Source organism: Leifsonia shinshuensis, assembly GCF_013410375.1.
GTDB classification, from domain to species: domain Bacteria; phylum Actinomycetota; class Actinomycetes; order Actinomycetales; family Microbacteriaceae; genus Leifsonia; species Leifsonia shinshuensis.
The window spans coordinates 4,059,927-4,081,846 of sequence record NZ_JACCFL010000001.1; the positions used below are offsets into that span (position 1 = coordinate 4,059,927).

A 21,920-nucleotide genomic window follows, 5' to 3' on the forward strand; every position below is an offset into this window, starting at 1 on the left:
CTTAGTGTGATGAATCTTAGCCTCGTAGGGCAACTTTCCCTGGACAAAGGAGTTCCCATGCCCGGTACGGCAGCCGAGACGATCGCGAACGCAGGCGGCGTCGTCGACGCACTTCGCGACGCGCCCGCCAAGCCTTCGATCTTCCCGGTCACGCCGGAGTTCACCAACTGGCGCTCCGAGCAGCGGTCATGGCGGAGCACGGTCGCTCTGCTCGACCAGTCGCACCACATGACGGACCTCTTCATCAAGGGCCCCGACGCGCTCAAGCTGCTGTCAGACACGGGCGTCAACAACTTCTCGAACTTCAAGGTCGGAGACGCCAAGCAGTTCGTCGGCGTCAACTACGAGGGTTACCTCATCGGCGATGCCGTCCTCTTCTATCTGGAGGAGAACTCCTTCGATCTCGTCGGCTGGTACATGGTGCTCGACTGGGTCGAGTTCATCGCGAAGACGGGCGACTACGACGTCACCTTCGAACGCGACTGGAACACCCTGCTCCGCGAGCCCGGCAAGGACCCGGTACTCTACCGCTACGAGATCCAGGGCCCCAACGCTCTCTCGCTTCTCGAAAAGGTGATTGGGGGACCAGCCCCCGAGACCAAGTTCTTCGGCACTGCCACGCTGACGATCGACGGCGTCACCGTCCGGTCCCTGCGGCACGGCATGGCCGGCATGCCCGGTTTCGAGCTGTTCGGACCCTGGGCTGAGCGTGAAACGGTCCGCAACGCCATCCTGCGGCACGGCGAGGAGTTCGGCCTCGTTCTGGCCGGTGCCCGGGCTTACTCCACCGCGAACCTCGAGTCCGCGTGGGTGCCCTCACCGCTGCCCGCGATCTTCACGGGCGAGCGCACCGAGGAGTACCTCAACTGGCTCCCCGCGGATCGCATCGGCTCCATCGCCGGAAGCCTGCTCCAGGAGAACATTGAAGACTACTACCTGACGCCCTACGACATCGGCTACGGCCGTACGGTCGCGTTCGACCACGACTTCATCGGGCGCGAAGCCCTCGAGAAGCACGCCGCGAACCAGAAGCGCAAGAAGGTCACCCTCGTCTGGAACCCCGAAGACGTCGCCGCCATCCAGCGGTCGCAGTACGAGCCGGGCACTCCCGCCAAGTACATCGAGTTCCCCAAGGCCCGCTATGGCCTCTACCAGGTTGACCGGGTCGAGGTCGATGGCCGACTCGTCGGAATCTCCACCGACGCCGGCTACATCACCAACGAGCAGGCGTTCGTCTCGCTCGCCACGATAGACCTCGAGCACGCCGAGCCTGGCACCGAAGTGACCGTCGTCTGGGGCGAATCCCCGAACTCGGCAAAGCCGACCGTCGAAGCCCACCGCCAGGCGACAGTTCGCGCGACTGTCCAGCCGGCGCCGTACTCCACCTTCGCTCGCGAGAACTACCGCAAGAACTGACAAGGAAGCAGGTGGACCGATGTCCGACACCGCTGTCGAGCTCTCGGGAGAACACGTGATCGCATTCCTCGACGACTATTCGATCGAAATGACCGGCAAAGATGTCCCCGGTCTTGACGAGGCACGAGATGCGCTCCCGCACGGGACCCGCGTGAACGTGACATACCTGGGCGCGGAGGACCTCGAGCAACGAGTGACGGCGGCTCGCGCCGTCCGCGAACACGGTCTCCTGCCTGTTCCGCACATCGCAGCACGGCGATTGACCTCGGAGCAGGAGCTGGCGAGATTCCTGGATCGTCTCGCAGAGGTCCAGGCCATCGACAAGGTCTTCGTTATCGGGGGCGACCCTTCGGAGGCCGCCGGACCGTATCCGGACGCGCTCACCCTGATCCGCTCCGGCGTCCTTGAGCGCCACGGCGTCCGAGAGGTGGGGATCGCAGGTTACCCGGAGGGGCACCCCGACATCCCAAACTCGGCGTTGTGGGAACACCTAGAAGCAAAGGTGGAGACCCTACGCGAGCGCGGCCTCCAGACCGTCATCGTCACGCAGTTCGGATTCGACACGGAGCCCGTCGTCGCATGGATCCGAGAGCTGCGCTCCCGAGGAATCGATGCTCCCGTCCGCGTGGGCGTCCCCGGTCCGGCCGGAGTCAAAAGGCTTCTCGGTTTCGCGCGGCGGTTCGGCATCGGCGCCAACGCGATGATCGTCAAGAAATACGGATTCTCGCTGACCAACCTGCTGGGAACGGCGGGGCCTGACCGTTTCGTCGCCAGCCTTGCTACGCAGCTCACGGAGCAGGGGCTCGCAAAGGATGTGAAGATGCATCTCTACGCCTTCGGCGGTCTTCGCGCGACGGCGGAGTGGGCTCAGCGGTTCACCCTGGAAGGGGCCCGCCGATGAGCGACGCAACCGTCGCCCCGCTTCTAGACCACGGCTGCCTGATCGTGCACGGCCCAGACCAGCCTGGGCTCGTGGCGACGATCTCCGACTGGATCTCCCGGATCGACGGCAACATCGTGTCGCTAGATCAGTACTCCGACAACCCCGCCGGGGGAGCGTTCTTCCAGCGCGTCGTCTTCCACAAGTCCGACCTTTCGGCAGCTCTTCCGGATCTGCGAGAACAGCTCGTGGACCTCCTCGAGCCGTACACAATGCAGTGGCAGTTGACCGATCGGTCAATTCCGAAGCGAATGGCGATCCTCGCATCCACAGCAGACCACTGCCTGTTGGAACTGCTGTGGCGGCACCGCCGAGGCGAGCTGCCCGTCACCATCCCGATGGTCATCGCGAACCACACGAACACGGAGGAGGACGTCCGCTCGTTCGGCGTGCCATTCTTCCACGTTCCGTCTCAAGGGGCGGACAAGTCCGCAGCCGAAGCCGCGATCCTCGAACTGCTGATCGGCAATGTGGACTTCGTCGTCCTCGCCCGGTACATGCAGATCCTGACCGACGGTTTCCTCGACAAACTAGGTGTTCCGGTGATCAACATCCACCACTCTTTCCTTCCCGCCTTCATCGGCGCCGCCCCGTACAAGCGGGCCAAAGAGAGGGGTGTGAAGCTGATCGGCGCAACGTCGCACTACGTCACCGCGGATCTCGACGAGGGTCCGATCATCGAGCAGGATGTAGCGCGCGTCGATCACCGCATGAGCGCCGCCGATCTTCAAGCACGAGGTGCATACGTCGAGCGGGCCGTCCTATCCCGCGCCGTCCAATGGCACGCGGAAGACCGCGTCATCCGTCACGGGAATCAAACGATCGTGTTCTAAACCTCAATCAACACCCCGGAGCCATGTGAACAGGGCGACGGCGCCGCGTTCTCCGCGAGTCGTCGGTTACACGGGTTCGGCCCGTCGGCGCGAAGCGCGAATGAAAAGGCGACTACGCCGTATGCGTTTGAGGTTGTCACGTCTGCCAGTGGTGCCGCGAGACACTCGCGATTCTCGACGAGGCTCCGTCCGCGACCCAGTGAAGGCCGATCGTGGTCATGTCCTCAACCGCTGCCGACGGAACGGAGCGCGATGCTCCTCCCCGCGGTATCACTGCAAGGGGGATGACCGGCATTGCCGGGTCCGCGAATCCGGCTCCGCTAAGACGGAGGAGACGGCGTGCTCCATTCAGGAATTTCGATCGAGTGATCCAGCAGAGTTCGTCGCTGACAAGCGATCACTTTCGTGAATCCATAAGAATGGACCTTCTTCGCGCGCGTACCGATCGAGCGCCCGCACGCATCATTCAAACTCGGATTGCCCGGCTATCACGCGGCACGGTTGGTTCCAAGCTCGTGGTCGACAGCCGGGCCCCGAGGCGAGAGCAGGCTCGTGGGCAGATTGAGTCGGTAGCTTACTGCGCCACGAAGCGGCGGCGCGGCCGGGCTTCTTGACCGAGGTCAGGATGTGCTCCCTGCACTTTCGCTCGCTGACCAGACATCTCACCTGGCGTCGACACTGCGCGGAGGGAAGTATCCCGACCTGTGGCACAGTTTCCATACCGTGCGCCGGCTCATCCGCCAGCCAGCCCTACCGGCTTCGTCGGCCGAGTATCGGTAGCCGAAGGTCGAGTCGTCCTGGTACGCGTCGGCAGCGCGTTTATCCCATCTGCACCACGCACCGTTTCGTTGCGCCACGAGCCTCGCAGCGCTCCCGGCTTCCGCGAGTGCTTCTCGGTCAGGCACTCCTGGCGCCCCACTTTTCGCGGTGTCAACAACGTGAAACCTCGGCCATCGAGCTAACGAGTTGCGAGAGATGTCAGGAATGGCGACGGAGATGCCAAGGTTCGTGCGAGCTGTCAATGTCCGGAGCGAAATTCTATTGGTGGAAGTGCCTACTCGAACGAGTTCTCGCTGCGGCGCATCTCAAGTGCGTCGGCGACCGCCGCAAACTCTTCGAGCGCGGCGGTGAGATCGTCGACAATCTCTCGCGCGAGGATTTCCGGGGATGGGAGGCTATCAAGGTCTTCGAGGGACTCGTCGCGCAGCCATGTGATATCTAAGTTGACCTTGTCCCGCGCGATGAGCTCTTCGTAGTTGAACGCCTTGAAACGCCCAGACTCTCCGCGCTCAGCGTGCGAACGCCCGGGGAGGTAAAGGTCCACGAACTCGTCGAGGTGGGCCCGGGTGAGCGGGTTCTGCTTGAGGGTGAAGTGCTTGTTTGTGCGCAGGTCATACACCCAAGTCTTCTGTGTCCATGGAGTCTCGCTTGCCGGCTTCTTGTCGAAGAACAGCACGTTCGCCTTCACTCCCTGCGCGTAGAACACACCAGTCGGCAGGCGCAGGATCGTATGCAGATCGAACTCATTTAGAAGGCGGCGGCGCAGAGTCTCACCAGGGCCCCCTTCAAAGAGCACATTGTCGGGCAGCACGACGGCTGCACGTCCGTTGATGTCGAGCACCGTCATAATATGCTGCAGGAAATTCAGTTGCTTGTTGCTCGTGGTGACGACGAAGTCGTTTCGCTCGATCTCACGGTCTTCCTTCGCTTCGCGACCGTCGGCGCCGACCATTGTCACCGACGATTTAGTGCCGAACGGTGGGTTTGCGAGCACCACCGACCACCGCTTACCGGGATCGGCGAGGAGCGCATCCTTGACCTCGATCGGTGATTCGCCAGTTGGATCCGCCATGTTATGCAGAAGCAGGTTCATCGCCGCGAGGCGCGCTGTACCTGGCACCAGCTCTGTCCCGTGCGCAAAACCAGTACGCAAATGCTCGCGAGATTCGGGATCGAGGTGTTCTGAGTCCCGAGACGCGTATTCGTGCGCGCCGAGAAGGAATCCTCCGGTGCCACACGCAGGATCGACGACCGTGTCGCGGACAGTGGGCTGAACCGCGTCGACAATGGCCGAGATGATAGATCGCGGCGTGAAGTACTGGCCGGCACCCGACCCCTTGTCGCTGGCGCCCTTGGAGAGCAAAGCCTCGTAGGCATCGCCGTTGAGGTCGCCGCCAGCTGACCATGTCTCCTTGTTGATCAGGTCATGTATCAGGCGCTGGAGGATTGCAGGGTCCTGCACGCGATTCTCGGCTTTGCGAAAGATGGTGCCGAGCAGACCGTCGAGCTTCCCTAGCCCCTGCAGGAACGACGAGTAAAGAGTCTCCAGCTCGGCGCCCTTCGCGTCGAGAAGCTTCTGCCAAGAGAACTCTTCTGGCACAATCTGCTGGGGGAGCAACGGCCGCGTGGCGCGTTCGTGCGCCATCTTGAGGAACAAAAGGTACGTGAGTTGCTCGGTGTACTCGATTACGCCGACGCCAGCGTCGCGGAGGACACCCGCGTAAGACCAAAGCTTGTCAACGAGGCGGCGAGTGTCAGTCATGCGTTCGATCCCGTGAGTCGGCCGGAATATGCGGCGGCGAGGAGCGCGCGGCGAAGCGACGACGCTCGTTTTGATGCAATTTCCGTCGCTCGTTCAGTTCGGCGCAGTTCGCATACCCTTGTCGTGAATTCTTCCACTAGGCGTTTCTGAACGGCCAACGTGGGGACCGGAATCTCAAGTTGTTCAAGCTTGCGAACGCTGAGCGTATGTAACCCGCTCGTTGAACTCGCAACATTACTCAGCGCGGTTCGAAGCACGGGGGAGTTCCAGACCGCTCCGAGGAAGGCAGGGTCAAGCAGTTCGCCAGGACGAACTCGTATCAGATGATTCTGGTGGACAGCAGGTGCGATCGAGCCGTCCCAAACGGCTGCCCGCCCGATTTGGCTCGCGCTGCCGTTGCCCTCCACAACGAGCAGATCGCCAGGCTGCAACTCGTATCGTTCAAGCTCACCGTCGAAAAGCTCGACCTCGTGGATCTCGTCCAGGGCGAGCCCCTCGGCGGTGACATTTGCTACCCGCAGAAACGGATACTTATTCGCGATCGGTCGGCGCTTGGCTTGTTTCTGAATTCCACCTCGAATTGCCGCTACTTCGGGCAAGCGTCGAAGCCTGTTGCCGCTTGCCCCTATTGCGCGCTGGTACAGCTCGTTCGAGAGGGATCTTCGCAGTGCGCGGGCGCGCCGCGTAGCTGTGGTGACGTAGCGGGCGGCGGCTTCGACTCGGGAAACTTGATCCTCCAAGATCTCGAGGGTCAGCAGTTGCTCCTGGAGAGGAGGAATCGGGATCTCAATAGCTTTAAGGCGTGAGAATTCGAGTGAGGCAACCGTCGTACCGGCCTTGCGCGCTGCGCTGAGGATTTCCTGTTCCAACGCCCGGAGCATCCAGGCGACCCACCTAGGCGACACATCCTCAGCCGGAACGAGTGCCTTGATGTCCTGGTTCACAGCCGTCGCGAAAGGGACCACAGCAACCGGCGCTGTTCTCTCCAAGATTCCTGACCGTATGACGATCGCGACCGAACCTGCAGGAACAATGCAGGTTGAGGATTCTTCTACAGCTAGCTCTGTGATCCGATCCCGGACATCAACGAGAACATCGGCACCCATGTCCTTCGGCGAGAGCCATGGCACAGTTCCGTTAGTCCAGTACTCCGGCTTTCGCTTGCTGGGCGTGCCGCCCCCGATCCATTTGCCGAGCTTCTCAAGGGGTACCAGCGGCCACAAGTCCGTCAAGCCGTCAGCTCCTCATTCATCTTCTGCACGATGTCGCCCGCTTGGTCGCCCAGGTCCCGAATCACGCCAGAGATACCACCCTTCTGCGCGAATGGTTCGCCCTCTAAAGCTTCAAGCCCCATACCCGCGGAGGAGGCGATTACGTCGGCGATCCGGTCGAGCCACCATCGTTGGGTGTCGTTGAATGTCACACCCGCCTGCTCCTGTTGCAGGAGCCAACTTGCGTACCGATTCGCGACCTTCTCAGCGTACGGGACAAGTTCGTCATCGCTTTCCAGGGCGAACCGCAGCAACGACACGAGATCGGTGACCTGTGCACGGTCGTTCTTCTTTACCCGGGTGGTATCGAGCGCGGCATAAGCCTGCCAGATTTTTTGAGGCGTCCACTGGTGCGGGGGGCGCGCAATGCGGTCAGCGAGTTCCCGCAACTGCGCGAACGAGCTGCCCTTGATCGACGTATCGCCAGTGAGGTGCAGCGCCTGGATGGCAATAATGTCGTCGCGGTGATCTTCGATGTACTGACGCCAGTCGCTTACGAGTTCCTTTGCCGCGCCGGCGTTCTCGACACCGTATGCCTCGATGAGTTGGTCTGGGTTAGCGTCATCGATGATCAGATCGTGCTGACGGCGCAACTCGAGGATCCGGGTTCGCAGTTCGGGGTTCGCCGCGAGCGGTTCGATCGCCTTCTCTATTAGACCCGCGATGACGCGCTTCGGGTTTGCGCCCTCCCCGGCCTGTTGAATGGCATCAGCTTGCAACTGCGGGTCGCTGGCCTCGACCAGGCTCTTGATGATGTCCCGCAGCGGCTGCTTAGCAACGGTGTCCAGCTCTGTCCGCTCTTTACTTGTGACCTGCAGTTCTAGCGCAGCGAGGCGGGATGCGAGCGTCGCGGTCTCATCCTCGGTTATCGTGAGCGTCGCGACCTTGCCCAGCAGCTTCTGCAGACTGATGCCCTTTTCCCGGTTGAGGGGTGGGTCGACGAAGGCATGCTCGGTGACGCCGACGGCATCGATGATAACGAACCGGGTCTTCTCCTGCGCCGCCGCGCTCGTCAGCGCGTCGGGGGTGACGGCCTGAAAATCGGCCTTTGCGATCGTACGGGCCCCGCGGCCCTTCATCTGCTCGAAGTATTGAGCACTGCGCACGTCGCGCATGAAGAAAACGCATTCAAGGGGCCTCACGTCGGTCCCCGTGGCAATCATGTCGACCGTGACCGCGACTCGCAGAGTTGGCGATGTGCGGAACTGCTGCAGGGCCCTTTCGGGATCCTTGGCCTGGTAGGTGATCTTCGCCGCGAAGTCATTACCCTTCCCGAACACCTGCCGCACCTGCGTTACGACCTCCTCAGCGTGGGCGTCGTCTTTACAGAAGATCAGCGTCTTCGGCACAGCATTACGATCCGGGAAGATTTCGCTGAACAGGCGGTCGCGGAACGTCTCGAGGACGAGGCGGATCTGGTTCGGATTCTGCACCGCACGGTCAAGCTGCGACTTCCTGTATTCCAGATCCTCGTCAATCGCTTCGATCTTCTGCTTGCGCGTGCGACGATCCACCTTCGGCACTACTGTGCCCGCGTCGATGCGCGCCCCATTTTCGGAGACTTCGGTGCGGATCCTGTAGATGTCGAAGTCGACATTCACCCCGTCAGCGACGGACTCGGTATATGTGTATTGAGAGACAAGGTTCTGCCGGAAGAATGCGAAGGTTTGCTTTCCCGGGGTCGCGGTGAGGCCCAGGATGTGGGCGTCGAAGTACTCGAGGACTCCCTTCCAAACTCCATAGATCGACCGGTGCGCTTCGTCGACGATCACCAGGTCGAACGCTTCGGGCGGCATGTCGGGGTTGTAGGACACTTCGGCGGGCTGCTCGGGCACGAAGTCATCGAGGTCCGGGTCGTCCGTGTCGGAGACTTCCTTGCCGCGCAGCGCGGCGTGGACGCGCTGGATGGTGGAAATCACGATGCTGCTGCTAGACGCCATCGCCGCGCTGCGCAGTCGCTGTACCGGGTATAGCTCGGTGAACTTCCGTCCGTCCCCCGGGGTGGAGTAGTTCTCAAACTCAGCTGCGGTCTGCTTCGCAAGGTTGTTCCGGTCAACGAGGAACAGGATGCGTTTGAAACCAGCGTCCTTCAGCAGCCGATAAGCGAGCGTAACGGCGGTGTACGTCTTGCCGGCGCCAGTAGCCATCTGGATGAGCGACCGATCCACGCGTTGCGCAGCGAGGGATGCTTCCGTGCACTGGATCGCATCAATCTGGGCCGGACGCAGCGGAACCGTGTATAGCGGCGGCATGTGCCGAATCTTGCCTCGCCAGGTCGGCGTCAGCGGGTCCTCATCCCGATCGCGGAGATACCGTGCGAGTGTCTCGGGCTGAGGGAACGCGAAGATCGACCGCGCCCGCGGATCCGGATCGAGTCCATTCGTGAAGTGTGTCTCGGAACCGGACGCCTCGAACACGAAGGGAAGGCGCCCATCGACCGTACCGGCACGGTTTTGGAACTCAGAAGGCAGGCCATCTGCGTACTTCGTCGATTGCCACTCGACGCCCGACAGTGTGGCACCTTCGGGTTTGGCCTCGATGACGCCTACAACCCGTTTGTCCACAAACAGCAGGTAATCGACGCGGCCGTGGCCCCGGGCCATCGGCACCTCGCGAACCGCGATGCCCTGCGCGCTGAAAAGATTCAGTTCTTTGCGATTCTGGACAGACCAGCCCGCAGCAGTGAGCTGTTGATCAATGAGCACACGGGCGCGAGCTTCCGCCGGTAGGCGATCGGCCAGGTCCTCGTGACTCATCGTCGTCAGTCTATGGAGATTCCGCTTCTGCGCCGAGGAAGGTGGCACCCCCAGACTGTGGCGCAACATGGCGGGGCGGTTGGAATACGAGTCCAATTGGACCTCCGCATCACAGACGGTTCAACGCCAACTCCAATACTTTGGAGCGCGCGGCATGGATACCAGAGTCGACCCTTGCCTCCGCCGAGAACCCATGAAGCGTTGGTCGAACGAACTCGGGTCGCTATTCGGCGAAACCCGGCGGAGCATGTCCAAATTGCCTCCAAGCCCAATCCGAGCCGGCTCCCCGCTGGACTGTTGCTCGCCTACGGACTTGTGGTCACTGTCGCGGGGATCGGACAGATCATGTCCGAGTCCCATGGCGGCGCCCACTGCTGCTTCGTGGCCGATCCAGCCGGCCCGGCTCGATCCGGAGCTTCGCTGAATTTCCGCCAACTAAATTTTCCGAGTTGGGATCGCTCTCGCCACCAGATCCGCGTAAATACAGCCGCCAAAATGGGCCAACTCCGCCAGATGTTATCTCGTTTCACAAGTGATGCAAAGCCCCGCTGAATAGGCAATAGCCGGAACAGCGGGGCTTTTGTCCTGTTGGATCGACGGCGCGAAGCCGGCCTTTGCTTGTGGATGCCACGAACCCCACGGCATCGGGGGCGGTCATTCGACACCCCACTCGATCGATGGAACGTCATCCCAGATCTGCCCCTTCGCGATGGCGGGCCGCCGGCCGTTGTCGCCAGTCGCGGCCCGCCTCACTGTTCAAGAGCCTGCCACGTCGTGACGATGACGGGCGAATCGAAACGCTTTCTGCTCGAACGAGCACGAAATCGTGTGGCGAGGCCCTACACTCGGCTCGACCGAAGGAGCGACCGATCAGCGACGCAGCCACGCCCCCGCCCCAGGCCCAGCCCCAGGACCGCAGCATGCCCATCGGCGCCGCGCCTGCGCCGCCCTACCCGACTCGCCCGCCCGCGTCGCGCATGAGCACTGCGCAGGTGCTCGGAATCGTCGGCTTCGTGCTCGCGTTCATCGGCTTCGCCAACATCGTGGGCCTGGTGCTGAGCATCGTGGCGCTCGTGAAGTCCCGGCGTGCCGGGGAGCGGAACGGCTTCGCGATCGCCGGGATCGCCGTCGCCTCCGTCACGATCCTGATGATCGCGCTCATCCTCGCCTTCCTCATTCCGCAGTTCGTCCACCTCTTCGAGGAGTGCAACCGGCTCGGTTACGGGACGCACGTGGTCGGGAGCACCACCTACACCTGCACGCCGACCGGCTCCAGCTTCGTCACGAACGGCTGAGAGCGCGCCTCACCCCACCTCGTAGGTCAGGTGCGTAGCCGTCGTCGTGACCACGACCTCCCGCTGCACGAGCTCGCGGGGCTGGGTGCCCGTGAACAGCGGCGTTCCCGCGCCCAGGATGATCGGCGAGAGGTGCAGGACCAGCGTGTCCACGAGGCCAGCGGCGAGCGCCGAGCCCACGAGGGCGCCTCCGCCCATGAGGATCGCGTCCAGGTCGGCGCCGCGCGCGGCCGATGCGGCTTCGGCGGCCTTCCGCGCTGCGGCGACCGCGTCGGACAAGCCCGTCGTTACGAACGTCCAGTCTAGCCCGGTGAGACGCACCGACGGCGGCGCGGCGCTCGTGGCGACCACGAACGGCGGCTTCCCGACCTCCGTGGCGCCGTAGCCCAGCTCGTCGCTCCAGCCGCCGGGGCCGTCGACGACGTCGAACAGGTTGCGGCCCATGACGACCGCGCCGGAGCGCTCGGTCGCGGCGGCGAGGATGCGCTTGTCGCCGGGGTCGTCGGAGAACACCCAGCGGTGCAGCGGCTCTCCCCCGGTGCCGAGCCCGTTGCCGGGGCCGGCGTCGGGGCCGGTCACGTACCCGTCGAGGGAGACGGTGATGTCGGCGACGACCCTGGTCATCGCGATCAGGCCCGCGCCAGGAGCTCGTCGAGCTTCTCGTAGCCTTCGCGCATCCCGTACTCCATGCCGGAGGCGACCATGGCCTCCAGCGCCTCCTTGGAGGGGAACACCGAGTGGCCGACGAGCCGGGAGCGGCCGCCGGGCAGCGGCTCGAAGCGCAGCGTGTCGATGCTGACCTCGTTGGGCGCGCCGAGGAACTCGAAGGTCTGGATGATGAGCTCGTTCTCGACGACGGTGTGGATGACGCCGCGGAAGGCGTAGACCGTGCCGTCCTCGTCCTTCTGCTCGAAGGCGTAGCCTCCACCGGTGCGGAAGTCCCAGTGGGTGATCGCGTTGTCGAGCCTGCGCGGGCCGATCCACTGCACGTACAGGTCGGGGTCGGCGTGCGCGCGGAAGACCGCCTCGACGGGAGCTTCGAACTCCCGGGTGATGTCGGCGTACGAGGTGCCGGGTACGGCATCGATGACGACCGGGTTGGTCATGATTCCTTCTCCTTGATTCGCTTGCTCTGTTCTGGTGAGGGTGCCGGAGGCGCCGCGAGCAGGGCGTCGAGCCTGCGGTACTGCCGTTCCGCCTCCAGGCGGTACCGATCGATCCACGACGTGAGGCGCTCCAGCGCGGCGGCGTCGAGGTGGACGGGGCGGCGCTGTGCCTCGCGCGTGCGCCAGACCAGCCCGGCCGACTCCAGCACGCTGATGTGCTTGGAGACGGCCTGCAGGGTGATGTCGAACGGCTCGGCCAGCTCGTTCACCGTCGCCGGCCCCCGGCTGAGCCGCGCCACCATCGCGCGTCGCACCGGGTCGGACAGGGCCGCGAAGGCCCTGTCGAGCGCGTCGTCCACCATAATCAACCTGCTTATTTATCAATCAATCGGTTGATTAGAGGATAGAACGCGGCGAACGGCCCGTCAACCCTCCATGGGAGGCGGCTCCATCAGCGGTGCAGCGGGGCGCTCTCGACGCCGGGGACGGCGCCCGTGTAGTCCCGGAGCCGCTCGAGGCCCTCGGTCGTGGCGGAGGAGTGGCCGCCCACGACGACGACCCGGGCGCCGGACGCGACGGCGGCCGCCAGGCCGGCCTCGGCGTCCTCGAAGACGACGCAGCTCCGGATCGGCACGCCGAGCCGCTCGGCGGCGAGCAGGTAGCCCTGCGGGTCCGGCTTGCCGCGGGAGACGTCCTCGGCGGCGACCAGGACGCCGGGGACGGGGACGCCGGCGGCCCGCAGCCGCGCCACGGCCAGTTCGCGCGGCGCGCTCGTGACGATCGCCACCGGCACGGCGGCGTCGGCGAGCGCCGCCAGCAGCGCGGCGGCCCCCGGCACCTCCACGATGCCGTCCGTCCGTGTCACCTCCTCGGCGACGAGCCCAGCAACCAACTCGGCGCGGCGCTCGGCCGGCAGGTCCGGCAGAAGGTGCGCGACGGTGTCGGCCGCCTGCCTGCCGTGCGCGTAGGCGAGGATCTCGGCGGGGTCGAGGTCGTGGCGCCGGCCGAACTCGCTCCAGACGGCTTCGACCACGGCGTGCGAGTCGACGAGCGTGCCGTCCATATCGAAGAGGAATCCGGATGCGCTGATCTCCATCGGACCAGCCTAGGCGGCGCCCGCGACCGGACGACGCGGGCTGCCGTGGATCAGCGTCCGGTGCTCCGGGCGTCCTGCGCGGCGCGCAGGTCGGCGAGGCCCCGCTCGGTCTCGCGGGTGACGCGGCCCCCACGCGCGGCGACCGCCGCGGGGAGCCAATCGCTCAGCACGAAGCGGCGGCGTCGCGGCGGGACCGGCTCGCCGCCGTTGGTGCGGACCGGGCGGGCCACCCAGCCATGTTCGATTCCTTGTGCCCAGGTTCCGTTTGCCATGACCTCAACGTTACGAGCGAAAATATTCGGCCACCAGATGGCTTCAGGTCTATCTTCGCAAAGATACGGCCAGTACACTGGACGGCATGTTGAAGCGTGTGGCTGTGCCCGTCATCGACGAGTTCGCGATGTTCGAGTTCGGCGTCATCTGCGAGGTGTTCGGCCTCGACCGCAGCTACGCCGGGATCGCGCCGTTCGACTTCCGGGTCTGCTCGGCGACCCCGGGCGAGCCCATCCGGAACGAGATCGGCGTCCAGCTGATCGCGCCCTACGGGCTGGAGGCGATGGAGGACGCCGACCTCATCGCCGTGCCGGCCGCCACGATCCGCGACGAGTACCCGGAGGAGCTGCTCGACGGCCTCCGCCGCGCGCACGCCCGGGGCGCCATTCTGCTCAGCGTCTGCTCCGGCGCCTTCGTGCTCGGCGCCGCCGGCCTCCTCGACGGCCGCGTGTGCACGACGCACTGGCGCCACGCCGACGCCCTCCAGGAGCGCTTCCCGCTCGCGAAGGTGGACCCCGACGTGCTGTTCATCGACGACGGCACGATCATCACGAGCGCGGGCACCTCCGCGGGCATCGACGCCTGCCTCCACCTGGTCCGGCGCGAGCTCGGCAGCGCGATCGCCAACACCATCGCGCGCAACATGGTCGTCCCGCCGCAGCGCGACGGCGGCCAGCGGCAGTACATCGAGAAGCCGGTCTCCGACTGCGAGGACGACACCTTCAGCGAACTGCTAGACCACCTCAGCACCACGCTGGACGAGAACCACACGGTGTCCGGCCTCGCCGCCCGCACCCACATGTCGACCAGGAGCTTCTCCCGCCGCTTCGTCGCCGAAACCGGGGTGCCGCCGATGCAGTGGCTCACGACGCAGCGCGTCCTGCACGCCCGCCTGCTGCTGGAGACCACCGACCTCGCCGTCGAGGAGGTCGCGCGTCGCAGCGGCTTCGCCAGCGCCACCCTGCTGCGGCACCACTTCGACGCCGAGGTGGGCGTGCCGCCGACCCGCTACCGCGCGGCCTTCGCCCAGCGCTGACCTGCGGGCCGCCCGGGCGGGGAATGAACCGGCCGCCCACGGGTTGAGTCGAGAGCACGACCCCGACGGAAGGACTCCCGCATGGCCACCCAGATCCAGTACGACCGCCTCGGCGACCCCGACGTGCTCGAGGTGGCGGCGGTGCCGGATCCTGTCGCCCCGGAGGGCGGTGTGGTGGTCGCGGTGCGCGCCGCCGGCGTCAACCCGATCGACGGAAAGCTCCGCAGCGGCTCGCGGCCGAGCGCTCCGATCACGGCGCCCCGCGTGCCGGGCAGCGACGCCGCCGGCGTCGTGGTCGCGGTCGGCCCGGGAGTGGACAACTGGGCTCCGGGCGATCACGTCGTGGTGCGCGGCGCGCACGGCGCCTACACGACGCACCTGGTCGCCCCGGCCTCCCACCTGGTCCGCAAGCCCGCCGCGGTGACCTGGGAGCAGGCGGCCGCGATCGGAGTCCCGGTCGGCACCGCCCACCAGGCCCTCGTGTCGCTGGGGGTCGGACCGGGGATCACGCTGCTCGTCCACGGCGGTTCCGGCAGTGTCGGCCGGGCCGCGATCCAGCTCGCCCGCCGGATGGGCGCCACGGTGGTCGCGACCGCGTCCCCGGCCAACCACGAGCGGCTGCGCGAGCTCGGCGCGATCCCGGTCGCGTACGGTCCGGGCTTGCTCGACCGGCTCCGCGCGGCCGCGCCGGACGGCTACGACCTCATCCTCGACGCGATCGGCTCCGACGAGGCACTGGAGGCCTCCTTCGCCCTCGTCGACGACCGCTCGCGGATCGGGACGATCGTGGTCGGCCCGCGCGCGGAAGAGCTCGGCATCCGCGCCTGGGGCGGCGGGAACCCGGTGCCGATGACCGCGGACGAGCTCCGGCTGCGCGACGAGGCCTACGCCCTTGCGCTCGACCTGATCGCCGACGGCGCGTTCGAGGTGGACATCGCCCGCACGTTCCCGCTCGCGGAGGCCGCCGAGGCAGCGCGGCTGGTGGAGTCGGGGCACCCCGGCGGCAAGGTCATCCTGCTCCCGTAGGCGGATGACCCCGGCCGCTCAGTGGTGCAGCAGGCGGCGGTGCACAGCGTGCGCGACCGGGAGGTCGTCGCCGCGGTAGTGCTTTAGCAGCCTCCAGTTGCGGAGGGCCACCTGGGTGAAGACCAGCACCGTCACGACGCCGCACACCACGATCCCCCACGCCCGCGGGTTCTCTCCCTCGGTGGGGATGAGGACGGTGAGGACGATCGTGGAGACCAGCGCGAGGACGGCGAACACCGCACCCAGCCCGACGCGACGCCACGCCCGGGCGCGCTCCACACGGTCGCCCATGCTGCGCAAGCTACTCCGCGTGACGTGAGTGCGCCAGATCGTAGACGCGGCTCCATCCGAGTTCGAAGCCGACTTCGTCGATGCGCCCCTCCTGGCGGGCGCGCTCCAGCGCGAGGAGGGCGGCGAGGGAGGCCGTGACCAGCTGCTCCTCGCCGTAGGTCTCGTGCTGCTCGCCGACCGAGACCGTGGAGCACCGGATCACCCGGCACTCCGGCCACACGCGCCGGGTCGCGACCAGGGCGACCACGAATCCCGCCACGTAGACGACCACCATCGCGCCGATCGCGACCACCGCGGGCGCGGGCGCCAGGACGAAGGCGGGCAGGAGCGCGAGCAGGCCGCCCGCGGCCGGCCAGCGCCGCCGGAAGACGATGGCGCGCCGCTGGGAGCTGGTCGTCCCCGGCGGGTAGACGACGAGCCGCCGCGCGGAGACGCCCGTGCGCGCGGTGTACAGGGCGGAGGTCTCCTCGAACCAGCCCCAGCGGTGGGCGCCTTCGAGGAATCGGGCCGTCCTGCTGCGCGCGGGAGGTCGCTCGATCGTGGTCACGGCTACCGGTTTACGCCGGGCGGAAGCGGGTGGCGCGCATCCTCACGGAATCCATGCGCGGAGCGGCCGGATACCAACGCTCCGCACACGCGAGGCGGGCGCGGGGCTGGTCATTCGGCCGGGGCGGAGTCGCCGAACCGCTCCCGCCATTCGGCGTAGGTGTGGTCGCGTCCCAGCGGGCACTCGCAGCGGATCAGGATCGGCTGCCCCGTCACCATGCTCGTCGCGCGCTCGACGTGCGGCACGACCGGTCCGGCTGCGGACGGGAGGGTGTGGGACGTCGTGTTCATGGAGCGAGTATCGGGGCCGCCGGCGGGCGTCGCGCCGCCCGGAGCGGGAGAGAGCGGCGGATTTCACCTGGAGTATCGCGTCGCGGGGATTTCAGCGCGTGCGCGGAAGCGGGGAGGCGCGTCGTCGGGGGTCGCTGCCAGGATGTGGGCATGGCCGTCACCTTCCTCCAGCCGGACGGGCTCGTCCGCAGCCCCGCCTTCAGCCATGTCGCCGTCGTCCCGCCGGGCTCGGCGACCGTCTACCTCGGCGGCCAGAACGGCGTCGACGAGACCGGTGCGCTGGTCTCGCCGGAGGTCGGCCCGCAGGCCGCCCGCGCCCTCGACAACGCGTGCGTCGCCCTCGCCGCGGCGGGCGCCGGCCTCGACGATGTCGTGCAGTGGTTCGTCCTCATCGACGCGGGCGCCGATCTGCGCGCGGCGTACGGCGCCATCGCGGCCCGGCTCGCGCGGGACGGCGCTCCTCCCCTGGTGACGGCCTCCCGCGTCGCGGGGCTCGGCGTGCCGGGCGCGCTGATCGAGATCAGCGCGATCGCGGCGGTGCCGGCGTGAGCGGGCGGGGCTGAGCGGGCGGGGCTGAGCGGTCGGGGCTGATCCGTCTGCGCTGATTCGTCCGGGCTGATCCGTCCCGGCGCGCGGACGGGAAGCCCCCGCCCGGGATGACGGGGCGGGGGCTGCTCGTGGGGCCGGTCAGTGCTTGAAGGCGTCCTTCACCTTCTCGCCGGCGTTCTTGAGGTCCGCCTTGACCTGGTCCCCCTTGCCTTCGGCCTCGAGGTCCCGGTCGCCGGTCGCCTTGCCGGTCGCCTCCTTGGCCTTGCCGCCCGCGTTCTGAGCGGTGTTCTCGATCTTGTCGTCGAGTCCCATGGTTGTCCCCTTTCGCTCGGGTCGGCACCGACGTTCCCACCGTGCGGCGGGCGCGTCCAGAACGCACAGGTGACCGCTTTTTTCAATCCCCTCCGTTCCCTCACAGCCGGTCGTAGTGACCGGTTCTCCACCGGAATGTCCAGCCCCTTCCAGCGCGGAGCGGTGCGCGAAAGAATCCTTGGTGTGAGCCAAGACGTCCCCGAGAACACCTACCGCCTCCAGATCACGCCCGGATTCACACTGCGGGACGCCACCCAAGTGCTCGACTATCTGCGGCGCCTCGGCGTCGACGCCGTCTACCTGTCGCCGCTGCTGCAGTCGGCGGCCGGGTCCGACCACGGCTACGACGTCGTCGATCCGACCCGGGTGGACGAGGCGCGCGGCGGCCCGGAGGCGCTCCGCGAGTTCGCCGACGCGGCCCATCTCCGCGGGTTCCGGGTCGTCGTCGACATCGTGCCCAACCATCTCGGCGTCGCCGTGCCGCACGAGAACCCCTGGTGGTGGGATGTCCTCCGATCCGGCCAGGGCTCGGCGTTCGCCGACCACTTCGACATCGACTGGGCGTTCGGCGGGGGCCGGCTGCGCCTCCCGGTGCTCGGCGACGGCCCCGACGAGCTCGACGCGCTGCGGGTGGTGGACGGCGAGCTGCGCTACTACGAGCACCGCTTCCCGCTCGCTCCCGGAACGGAGTTCGCGTCTCCGCGGGAAGTGCACGCGCGACAGCACTACGAGCTGATCTCCTGGCGCCGCGCGGACGCCGAGCTGAACTACCGCCGGTTCTTCGCGGTGAACTCGCTCGCCGGGCTGCGGGTGGAGGATCCGCGGGTGTTCGAGGCGACGCACGCCGAGATCGGGCGCTGGCTGCGCGAGGGCCTGGTCGACGGCCTCCGCGTGGACCACCCCGACGGTCTGCGCGACCCCGGCGACTACCTGCGCCGGCTCGCCGGCCTCGCCGACGGGCGCCCGATCTGGGTCGAGAAGATCCTGGAGGGCGACGAGCGCATCCCCGACTGGCCGATCGCCGGAACGACCGGCTACGACGCGCTCGGGATCGTCGACCGGGTGTTCGTCGACCCCGCGGGCGAGGAGCCGCTGACCGCGCTGGCCGAGGAGCACGACGCGCGCGAGGAGAGCAGGGACTGGCCGGGCCTCGTCCACCGGCGCAAGCGCGCGGCGGCCGACGGGATCCTGCGGTCGGAGGTGCTGCGGGTGGTGCGAGAGCTCGGTTCGCCCGCGGGGGAACCGGATCCGGAGGCGGCGTCCGAGACCTGGGCGGACGCAGTGGCGGAACTGGCGGCGTGCTTCCCGGTCTACCGGAGCTACCTCCCGTTCGGCGCGGACCACCTGAGTGCGGCGCTCGACGCGGCGGCGGCCTCGCGGCCGGACCTGGCCGACGCGCTGAACGGGGTGGGCGAGGCGTTCGCCCCGGGCCCTGACGGCGGCATCGCGCCGGCATCCGCACGGTTCCAGCAGACCAGCGGCGCGATCATGGCCAAAGGCGTCGAGGACAACGCCTTCTACCGGTACTCCCGGCTGGCCTCGCTGACGGAGGTGGGCGGCGATCCCAGCGAGTTCGCCCTCCCGGTCGGGGAGTTCCACCGGCTGCAGGAGCGGCGGCTGGCCGCGCTCCCGCACTCGCTGACGACGCTCAGCACGCACGACACCAAACGCAGCGAGGACACACGCGCGCGCATCGCCGTGCTCGCGGAGCTGCCGGAACGCTGGGGGCGCTTCCTCGCCGCCGTGCGCCTGCGCGTGTCGGTCGGCGACGGGTCGCTCGAGAACCTGCTCTGGCAGTCGATCGTCGGCGCCTGGCCCGCGTCGCGCGAGCGGCTGCACGCCTACGCGCTCAAGGCCGCACGCGAGGCCGGAGCGAGCACGAGCTGGGCCGATCCGGACGCGTCCTTCGAGGACGCGCTCGGCGAACTGGTCGACGCCGCCTTCGACGACGCGCGCGTTGCAGCGGAGGTGACCGCCATCGCAGCGATCCTCGACGCGCCGGGAGCGAGCAACGGCCTCGGCGCCAAGCTGGTCCAACTGACGTTGCCCGGCGTCCCGGACGTGTACCAGGGGTCCGAGCGCTGGGAGCGCTCGCTGGTCGACCCGGACAACCGGCGGCCGGTGGAGTTCGACGCGGCGGCCGGGCTGCTCGCGCACCTCGACGAGGGCAGGCTGCCGCCGATCGACTCGTCGGGCGCGGCGAAGCTGCTGGTCACCTCCCGTGCGCTGCGGCTCCGCCGCGACCGGCCGGAGCTGTTCTCGGAGTACCGGCCGGTGACGGCCTCCGGCGACCGCGCGGACCACCTTGTGGCCTTCGACCGCGGCGGCGCGATCACGCTCGCGACCCGGCTGCCGGTCGGCTTGGCGGCGGCGGGAGGCTGGGGCGACACCTCGGTCGACCTCGGCGACGCCGCCCTCCGGGACGAGCTGACCGGTCGCGAGGTGAGCGGCCGGGTGCGTCTCGCCGAGCTCTTCGATCGGTACCCGGTGGCGCTGCTGGCGGTGGGCCGATGAGCGCGCGGGGCACGTGGCGGCCGGTGCCCGACCGCACGTTCCCGGTGTGGGCGCCCGACGCGGAGTCGGTCCTGGTGGACGTGGCCGGAGCAGGCCGGCATCCCCTGGAGAAGGGCGACGACGGGTGGTGGCGGCTTCCCGCTCCCCTGGACCGAGGAGGCGATGGCGCGCCCCTCGACTACGGCTTCGTCGTCGACGGCGCCGGGCCGCACCCCGACCCGCGCTCGCGGCGGCAGCCGGACGGCGTGCACGCGCTGAGCCGGGAGTGGGACCCGTCGGCGTTCCGCTGGACCGACGGCGGCTGGCGGCCCGGCACACTCACCGGCCGGGTGATCTACGAGCTCCACCTCGGCACGTTCACCCCCGAGGGGACGCTCGACGCGGCGGCCGGCCGGCTCGACCACCTCGCCGAGCTCGGCGTGGAGGCCGTCGAGCTGCTGCCGGTCAACGCGTTCAACGGCCCGCACGGCTGGGGGTACGACGGCGTGCTCTGGTTCGCCGTCCACGAACCGTACGGCGGTCCAGACGCCTACCAGCGCTTCGTCGACGCGTGCCACGGGCGCGGCATCGCGGTCATACAGGACGTGGTCTACAACCACCTCGGGCCGAGCGGCAATTATCTGCCGGTGTTCGGCCCCTACCTGAGCGAGGGCCGCAACACCTGGGGCTCGTCCGTCAACCTGGACGGCCCGCGCTCCGACGAGGTGCGCAGGCTCATCCTCGACAACGCAGCGTTCTGGCTGCGCGACATGCACGTGGACGGGCTGCGGCTGGACGCCGTGCACGCGCTCCGCGACAGCAGCGCGGAGCACATCCTGGAGGCCCTCGCCCGCGAGGCGGCGGCGCTCCGCGACACGACCGGCCGCCCGGCGACCCTGATCGCGGAGAGCGACCTCAACGACCCGAGGCTCATCCGCGACCGCCGCCGGCACGGCTACGGCCTCGACGCGCAGTGGGACGACGACGTGCACCACGCGGTCCATGTCAACCTGACCGGCGAGACGAGCGGGTACTACGCCGACTTCGCCGGGCCGGAGGCGCTGATCAAGACGTTCGAGCGCGGCTTCTTCCACGACGGCACCTGGTCCAGCTTCCGCGAACGGCACCACGGCCGCCCACTCGACGCGGACATCCCGCACTCCCGGCTGGTCGCGTTCAGCCAGGACCACGACCAGGTCGGCAACCGGGCGATCGGCGACCGGCTCACCGCGACCCTCGACGAGGGCCGTCTCGCCGTCGCCGCGGCGTTGATCCTGCTCGGCCCGTTCACGCCCATGCTGTTCATGGGCGAGGAGTGGGGCGCGACGACCCCGTGGCCGTTCTTCAGCTCCCACCCCGAGCCCGACCTGGCGGAGGCCACCCGCACCGGCCGGATCGCCGAGTTCGCCCGCATGGGCTGGGACCCGGCCGTGGTCCCCGACCCGCAGGACCCCGCCACCTTCGAGAGCGCGAAACTCGACTGGACCGAGCCGGCCGAGCCGTCCCACGCGCGCCTGCTCGCCTGGTACCGCCGCCTCATCGAGGTGCGGCGCGCCCTCCCGGCCGACGCCCGCGCGAAGGACGTGACCTGCGCGGACGGCGTCTTCGGGTTCACGCGTGCGGGCCTGCGGGTGGAGGCGGCGCTCAGCGGGCACGACCTCCCGCACCCGGCGGACGGCACCGTCACCGAGGCCGTGTTCGACGACGCGGTGCGGGTCGTGCGGATCACTCGCTGACCCGATAGCGGGACCGCTCCCCCGTGTCAACCGCTTCCCGCGGTCCGTCGCACGCAGGTAGCCTGTCGGTCTACCCGATCATCGGAGGCACCGTGTCCCAGCTCTGCCCCCT

General features: G+C 67.6%; 21 protein-coding genes. 9 read left to right on the top strand and 12 right to left on the bottom strand.

The window, feature by feature from the left end; all coding sequences use genetic code 11:
• The first annotated feature begins 57 nt into the window (after window positions 1-57).
• Genes HNR13_RS19570 through purU form a run of 3 tightly spaced genes read left to right on the top strand, consistent with a single transcriptional unit; the run spans window position 58 to window position 3,189 of the window.
• Entirely contained in the window at window positions 58-1,416 is a 1,359-nt protein-coding gene (locus HNR13_RS19570) for an aminomethyl transferase family protein (protein ID WP_179608428.1), read from the top strand.
• Window positions 1,417-1,435: 19 nt separating this feature from the next.
• Window positions 1,436-2,317: a methylenetetrahydrofolate reductase gene (locus tag HNR13_RS19575; protein ID WP_179608430.1), complete on the top strand. Its 882-nt coding sequence runs from the start codon at window positions 1,436-1,438 to the stop codon at window positions 2,315-2,317.
• Window positions 2,314-3,189 (top strand): formyltetrahydrofolate deformylase, encoded by an 876-nt coding sequence (gene purU / locus HNR13_RS19580; protein WP_179608432.1) that lies wholly within the window; start codon window positions 2,314-2,316, stop codon window positions 3,187-3,189. Before HNR13_RS19575 ends, purU begins: the two co-directional genes overlap by 4 nt.
• Before the next feature lie 1,054 nt (window positions 3,190-4,243).
• On the opposite strand, the gene HNR13_RS19585 is transcribed toward purU, so the two are convergent.
• The 3 genes from HNR13_RS19585 to HNR13_RS19595 are packed head-to-tail and all read right to left on the bottom strand — an operon-like array spanning window position 4,244 to window position 9,758.
• Window positions 4,244-5,731 carry a class I SAM-dependent DNA methyltransferase gene (locus tag HNR13_RS19585; RefSeq protein WP_179608434.1) on the bottom strand — a complete coding sequence of 496 codons (1,488 nt, stop codon included), beginning with the start codon at window positions 5,729-5,731 and terminating at the stop codon, window positions 4,244-4,246.
• A complete protein-coding gene (locus tag HNR13_RS19590) occupies window positions 5,728-6,963 on the bottom strand; it encodes a restriction endonuclease subunit S (protein ID WP_179608436.1) in 1,236 nt (411 codons plus the stop codon). The genes HNR13_RS19585 and HNR13_RS19590 overlap by 4 nt, the downstream gene beginning before the upstream one ends.
• Window positions 6,960-9,758: a type I restriction endonuclease subunit R gene (locus tag HNR13_RS19595; RefSeq protein ID WP_179608438.1), complete on the bottom strand. Its 2,799-nt coding sequence runs from the start codon at window positions 9,756-9,758 to the stop codon at window positions 6,960-6,962. The genes HNR13_RS19590 and HNR13_RS19595 overlap by 4 nt, the downstream gene beginning before the upstream one ends.
• 920 nt (window positions 9,759-10,678) lie before the next feature.
• Between HNR13_RS19595 and HNR13_RS19600 the strand changes: the two genes are divergently transcribed.
• Window positions 10,679-11,053: a DUF4190 domain-containing protein gene (locus HNR13_RS19600; protein ID WP_179608440.1), complete on the top strand. Its 375-nt coding sequence runs from the start codon at window positions 10,679-10,681 to the stop codon at window positions 11,051-11,053.
• Window positions 11,054-11,062: 9 nt separating this feature from the next.
• Here the strand turns inward: HNR13_RS19600 and HNR13_RS19605 are convergent, their stop codons facing one another.
• The 5 genes from HNR13_RS19605 to HNR13_RS19625 form a co-directional block, all read right to left on the bottom strand.
• Window positions 11,063-11,677, bottom strand: coding sequence for a dihydrofolate reductase family protein (locus tag HNR13_RS19605; RefSeq protein ID WP_179608442.1), 615 nt, complete (start codon window positions 11,675-11,677; stop codon window positions 11,063-11,065).
• Between the two features lie 5 nt (window positions 11,678-11,682).
• A complete protein-coding gene (locus HNR13_RS19610; RefSeq protein WP_179608444.1) occupies window positions 11,683-12,159 on the bottom strand; it encodes an SRPBCC family protein in 477 nt (158 codons plus the stop codon).
• Entirely contained in the window at window positions 12,156-12,521 is a 366-nt protein-coding gene (locus tag HNR13_RS19615) for an ArsR/SmtB family transcription factor (RefSeq protein WP_179608446.1), read from the bottom strand. Before HNR13_RS19615 ends, HNR13_RS19610 begins: the two co-directional genes overlap by 4 nt.
• A gap of 89 nt (window positions 12,522-12,610) precedes the next feature.
• A complete protein-coding gene (locus HNR13_RS19620) occupies window positions 12,611-13,255 on the bottom strand; it encodes an HAD-IA family hydrolase (protein ID WP_246312819.1) in 645 nt (214 codons plus the stop codon).
• Between the two features lie 50 nt (window positions 13,256-13,305).
• Complete coding sequence (locus HNR13_RS19625) at window positions 13,306-13,485, bottom strand: hypothetical protein (RefSeq protein ID WP_343063631.1); 180 nt, start codon at window positions 13,483-13,485, stop codon at window positions 13,306-13,308.
• A 128-nt stretch (window positions 13,486-13,613) separates the two neighbouring features.
• On the opposite strand from HNR13_RS19625, the gene HNR13_RS19630 reads away from it, so the two are divergent.
• Window positions 13,614-14,564 (top strand): helix-turn-helix domain-containing protein, encoded by a 951-nt coding sequence (locus HNR13_RS19630; protein WP_179608448.1) that lies wholly within the window; start codon window positions 13,614-13,616, stop codon window positions 14,562-14,564.
• Between the two features lie 81 nt (window positions 14,565-14,645).
• Complete coding sequence (locus tag HNR13_RS19635) at window positions 14,646-15,590, top strand: NADP-dependent oxidoreductase (RefSeq protein WP_179608450.1); 945 nt, start codon at window positions 14,646-14,648, stop codon at window positions 15,588-15,590.
• A gap of 18 nt (window positions 15,591-15,608) precedes the next feature.
• Here the strand turns inward: HNR13_RS19635 and HNR13_RS19640 are convergent, their stop codons facing one another.
• The 3 genes from HNR13_RS19640 to HNR13_RS19650 form a co-directional block, all read right to left on the bottom strand.
• Window positions 15,609-15,881, bottom strand: coding sequence for a hypothetical protein (locus tag HNR13_RS19640; protein WP_179608452.1), 273 nt, complete (start codon window positions 15,879-15,881; stop codon window positions 15,609-15,611).
• 10 nt (window positions 15,882-15,891) lie between these two features.
• Window positions 15,892-16,428, bottom strand: coding sequence for a DUF6611 family protein (locus HNR13_RS19645; protein WP_179608454.1), 537 nt, complete (start codon window positions 16,426-16,428; stop codon window positions 15,892-15,894).
• 110 nt (window positions 16,429-16,538) lie between these two features.
• Window positions 16,539-16,718, bottom strand: coding sequence for a hypothetical protein (locus tag HNR13_RS19650; RefSeq protein WP_179608456.1), 180 nt, complete (start codon window positions 16,716-16,718; stop codon window positions 16,539-16,541).
• Between the two features lie 150 nt (window positions 16,719-16,868).
• On the opposite strand from HNR13_RS19650, the gene HNR13_RS19655 reads away from it, so the two are divergent.
• Window positions 16,869-17,267 (top strand): RidA family protein, encoded by a 399-nt coding sequence (locus HNR13_RS19655; protein WP_179608457.1) that lies wholly within the window; start codon window positions 16,869-16,871, stop codon window positions 17,265-17,267.
• 138 nt (window positions 17,268-17,405) lie between these two features.
• Here the strand turns inward: HNR13_RS19655 and HNR13_RS19660 are convergent, their stop codons facing one another.
• A complete protein-coding gene (locus tag HNR13_RS19660; protein WP_179608459.1) occupies window positions 17,406-17,579 on the bottom strand; it encodes a CsbD family protein in 174 nt (57 codons plus the stop codon).
• A 183-nt stretch (window positions 17,580-17,762) separates the two neighbouring features.
• Here HNR13_RS19660 and treY point away from each other — a divergent pair, with 183 nt between their 5' ends.
• Together treY and treZ are read left to right on the top strand one after the other, a co-directional pair.
• A complete protein-coding gene (treY, locus tag HNR13_RS19665; RefSeq protein ID WP_343063632.1) occupies window positions 17,763-20,093 on the top strand; it encodes a malto-oligosyltrehalose synthase in 2,331 nt (776 codons plus the stop codon).
• Complete coding sequence (gene treZ / locus HNR13_RS19670; RefSeq protein WP_179608463.1) at window positions 20,090-21,808, top strand: malto-oligosyltrehalose trehalohydrolase; 1,719 nt, start codon at window positions 20,090-20,092, stop codon at window positions 21,806-21,808. The genes treY and treZ overlap by 4 nt, the downstream gene beginning before the upstream one ends.
• Window positions 21,809-21,920 lie beyond the last annotated feature (112 nt).

Coding starts and splice junctions, on each gene's coding strand:
- HNR13_RS19650 (WP_179608456.1), bottom strand. CDS start 16,718: ATGAACACGACGTCCCACACCCTCCCGTCCGCAGCCGGACCGGTCGTG.
- HNR13_RS19660 (WP_179608459.1), bottom strand. CDS start 17,579: ATGGGACTCGACGACAAGATCGAGAACACCGCTCAGAACGCGGGCGGC.
- purU (WP_179608432.1), top strand. CDS start 2,314: ATGAGCGACGCAACCGTCGCCCCGCTTCTAGACCACGGCTGCCTGATC.
- HNR13_RS19615 (WP_179608446.1), bottom strand. CDS start 12,521: ATGGTGGACGACGCGCTCGACAGGGCCTTCGCGGCCCTGTCCGACCCG.
- HNR13_RS19595 (WP_179608438.1), bottom strand. CDS start 9,758: ATGAGTCACGAGGACCTGGCCGATCGCCTACCGGCGGAAGCTCGCGCC.
- HNR13_RS19610 (WP_179608444.1), bottom strand. CDS start 12,159: ATGACCAACCCGGTCGTCATCGATGCCGTACCCGGCACCTCGTACGCC.
- HNR13_RS19635 (WP_179608450.1), top strand. CDS start 14,646: ATGGCCACCCAGATCCAGTACGACCGCCTCGGCGACCCCGACGTGCTC.
- HNR13_RS19575 (WP_179608430.1), top strand. CDS start 1,436: ATGTCCGACACCGCTGTCGAGCTCTCGGGAGAACACGTGATCGCATTC.
- HNR13_RS19630 (WP_179608448.1), top strand. CDS start 13,614: ATGTTGAAGCGTGTGGCTGTGCCCGTCATCGACGAGTTCGCGATGTTC.
- HNR13_RS19570 (WP_179608428.1), top strand. CDS start 58: ATGCCCGGTACGGCAGCCGAGACGATCGCGAACGCAGGCGGCGTCGTC.
- treZ (WP_179608463.1), top strand. CDS start 20,090: ATGAGCGCGCGGGGCACGTGGCGGCCGGTGCCCGACCGCACGTTCCCG.
- HNR13_RS19655 (WP_179608457.1), top strand. CDS start 16,869: ATGGCCGTCACCTTCCTCCAGCCGGACGGGCTCGTCCGCAGCCCCGCC.
- HNR13_RS19640 (WP_179608452.1), bottom strand. CDS start 15,881: ATGGGCGACCGTGTGGAGCGCGCCCGGGCGTGGCGTCGCGTCGGGCTG.
- HNR13_RS19585 (WP_179608434.1), bottom strand. CDS start 5,731: ATGACTGACACTCGCCGCCTCGTTGACAAGCTTTGGTCTTACGCGGGT.
- HNR13_RS19600 (WP_179608440.1), top strand. CDS start 10,679: ATGCCCATCGGCGCCGCGCCTGCGCCGCCCTACCCGACTCGCCCGCCC.
- HNR13_RS19605 (WP_179608442.1), bottom strand. CDS start 11,677: ATGACCAGGGTCGTCGCCGACATCACCGTCTCCCTCGACGGGTACGTG.
- HNR13_RS19620 (WP_246312819.1), bottom strand. CDS start 13,255: ATGGAGATCAGCGCATCCGGATTCCTCTTCGATATGGACGGCACGCTC.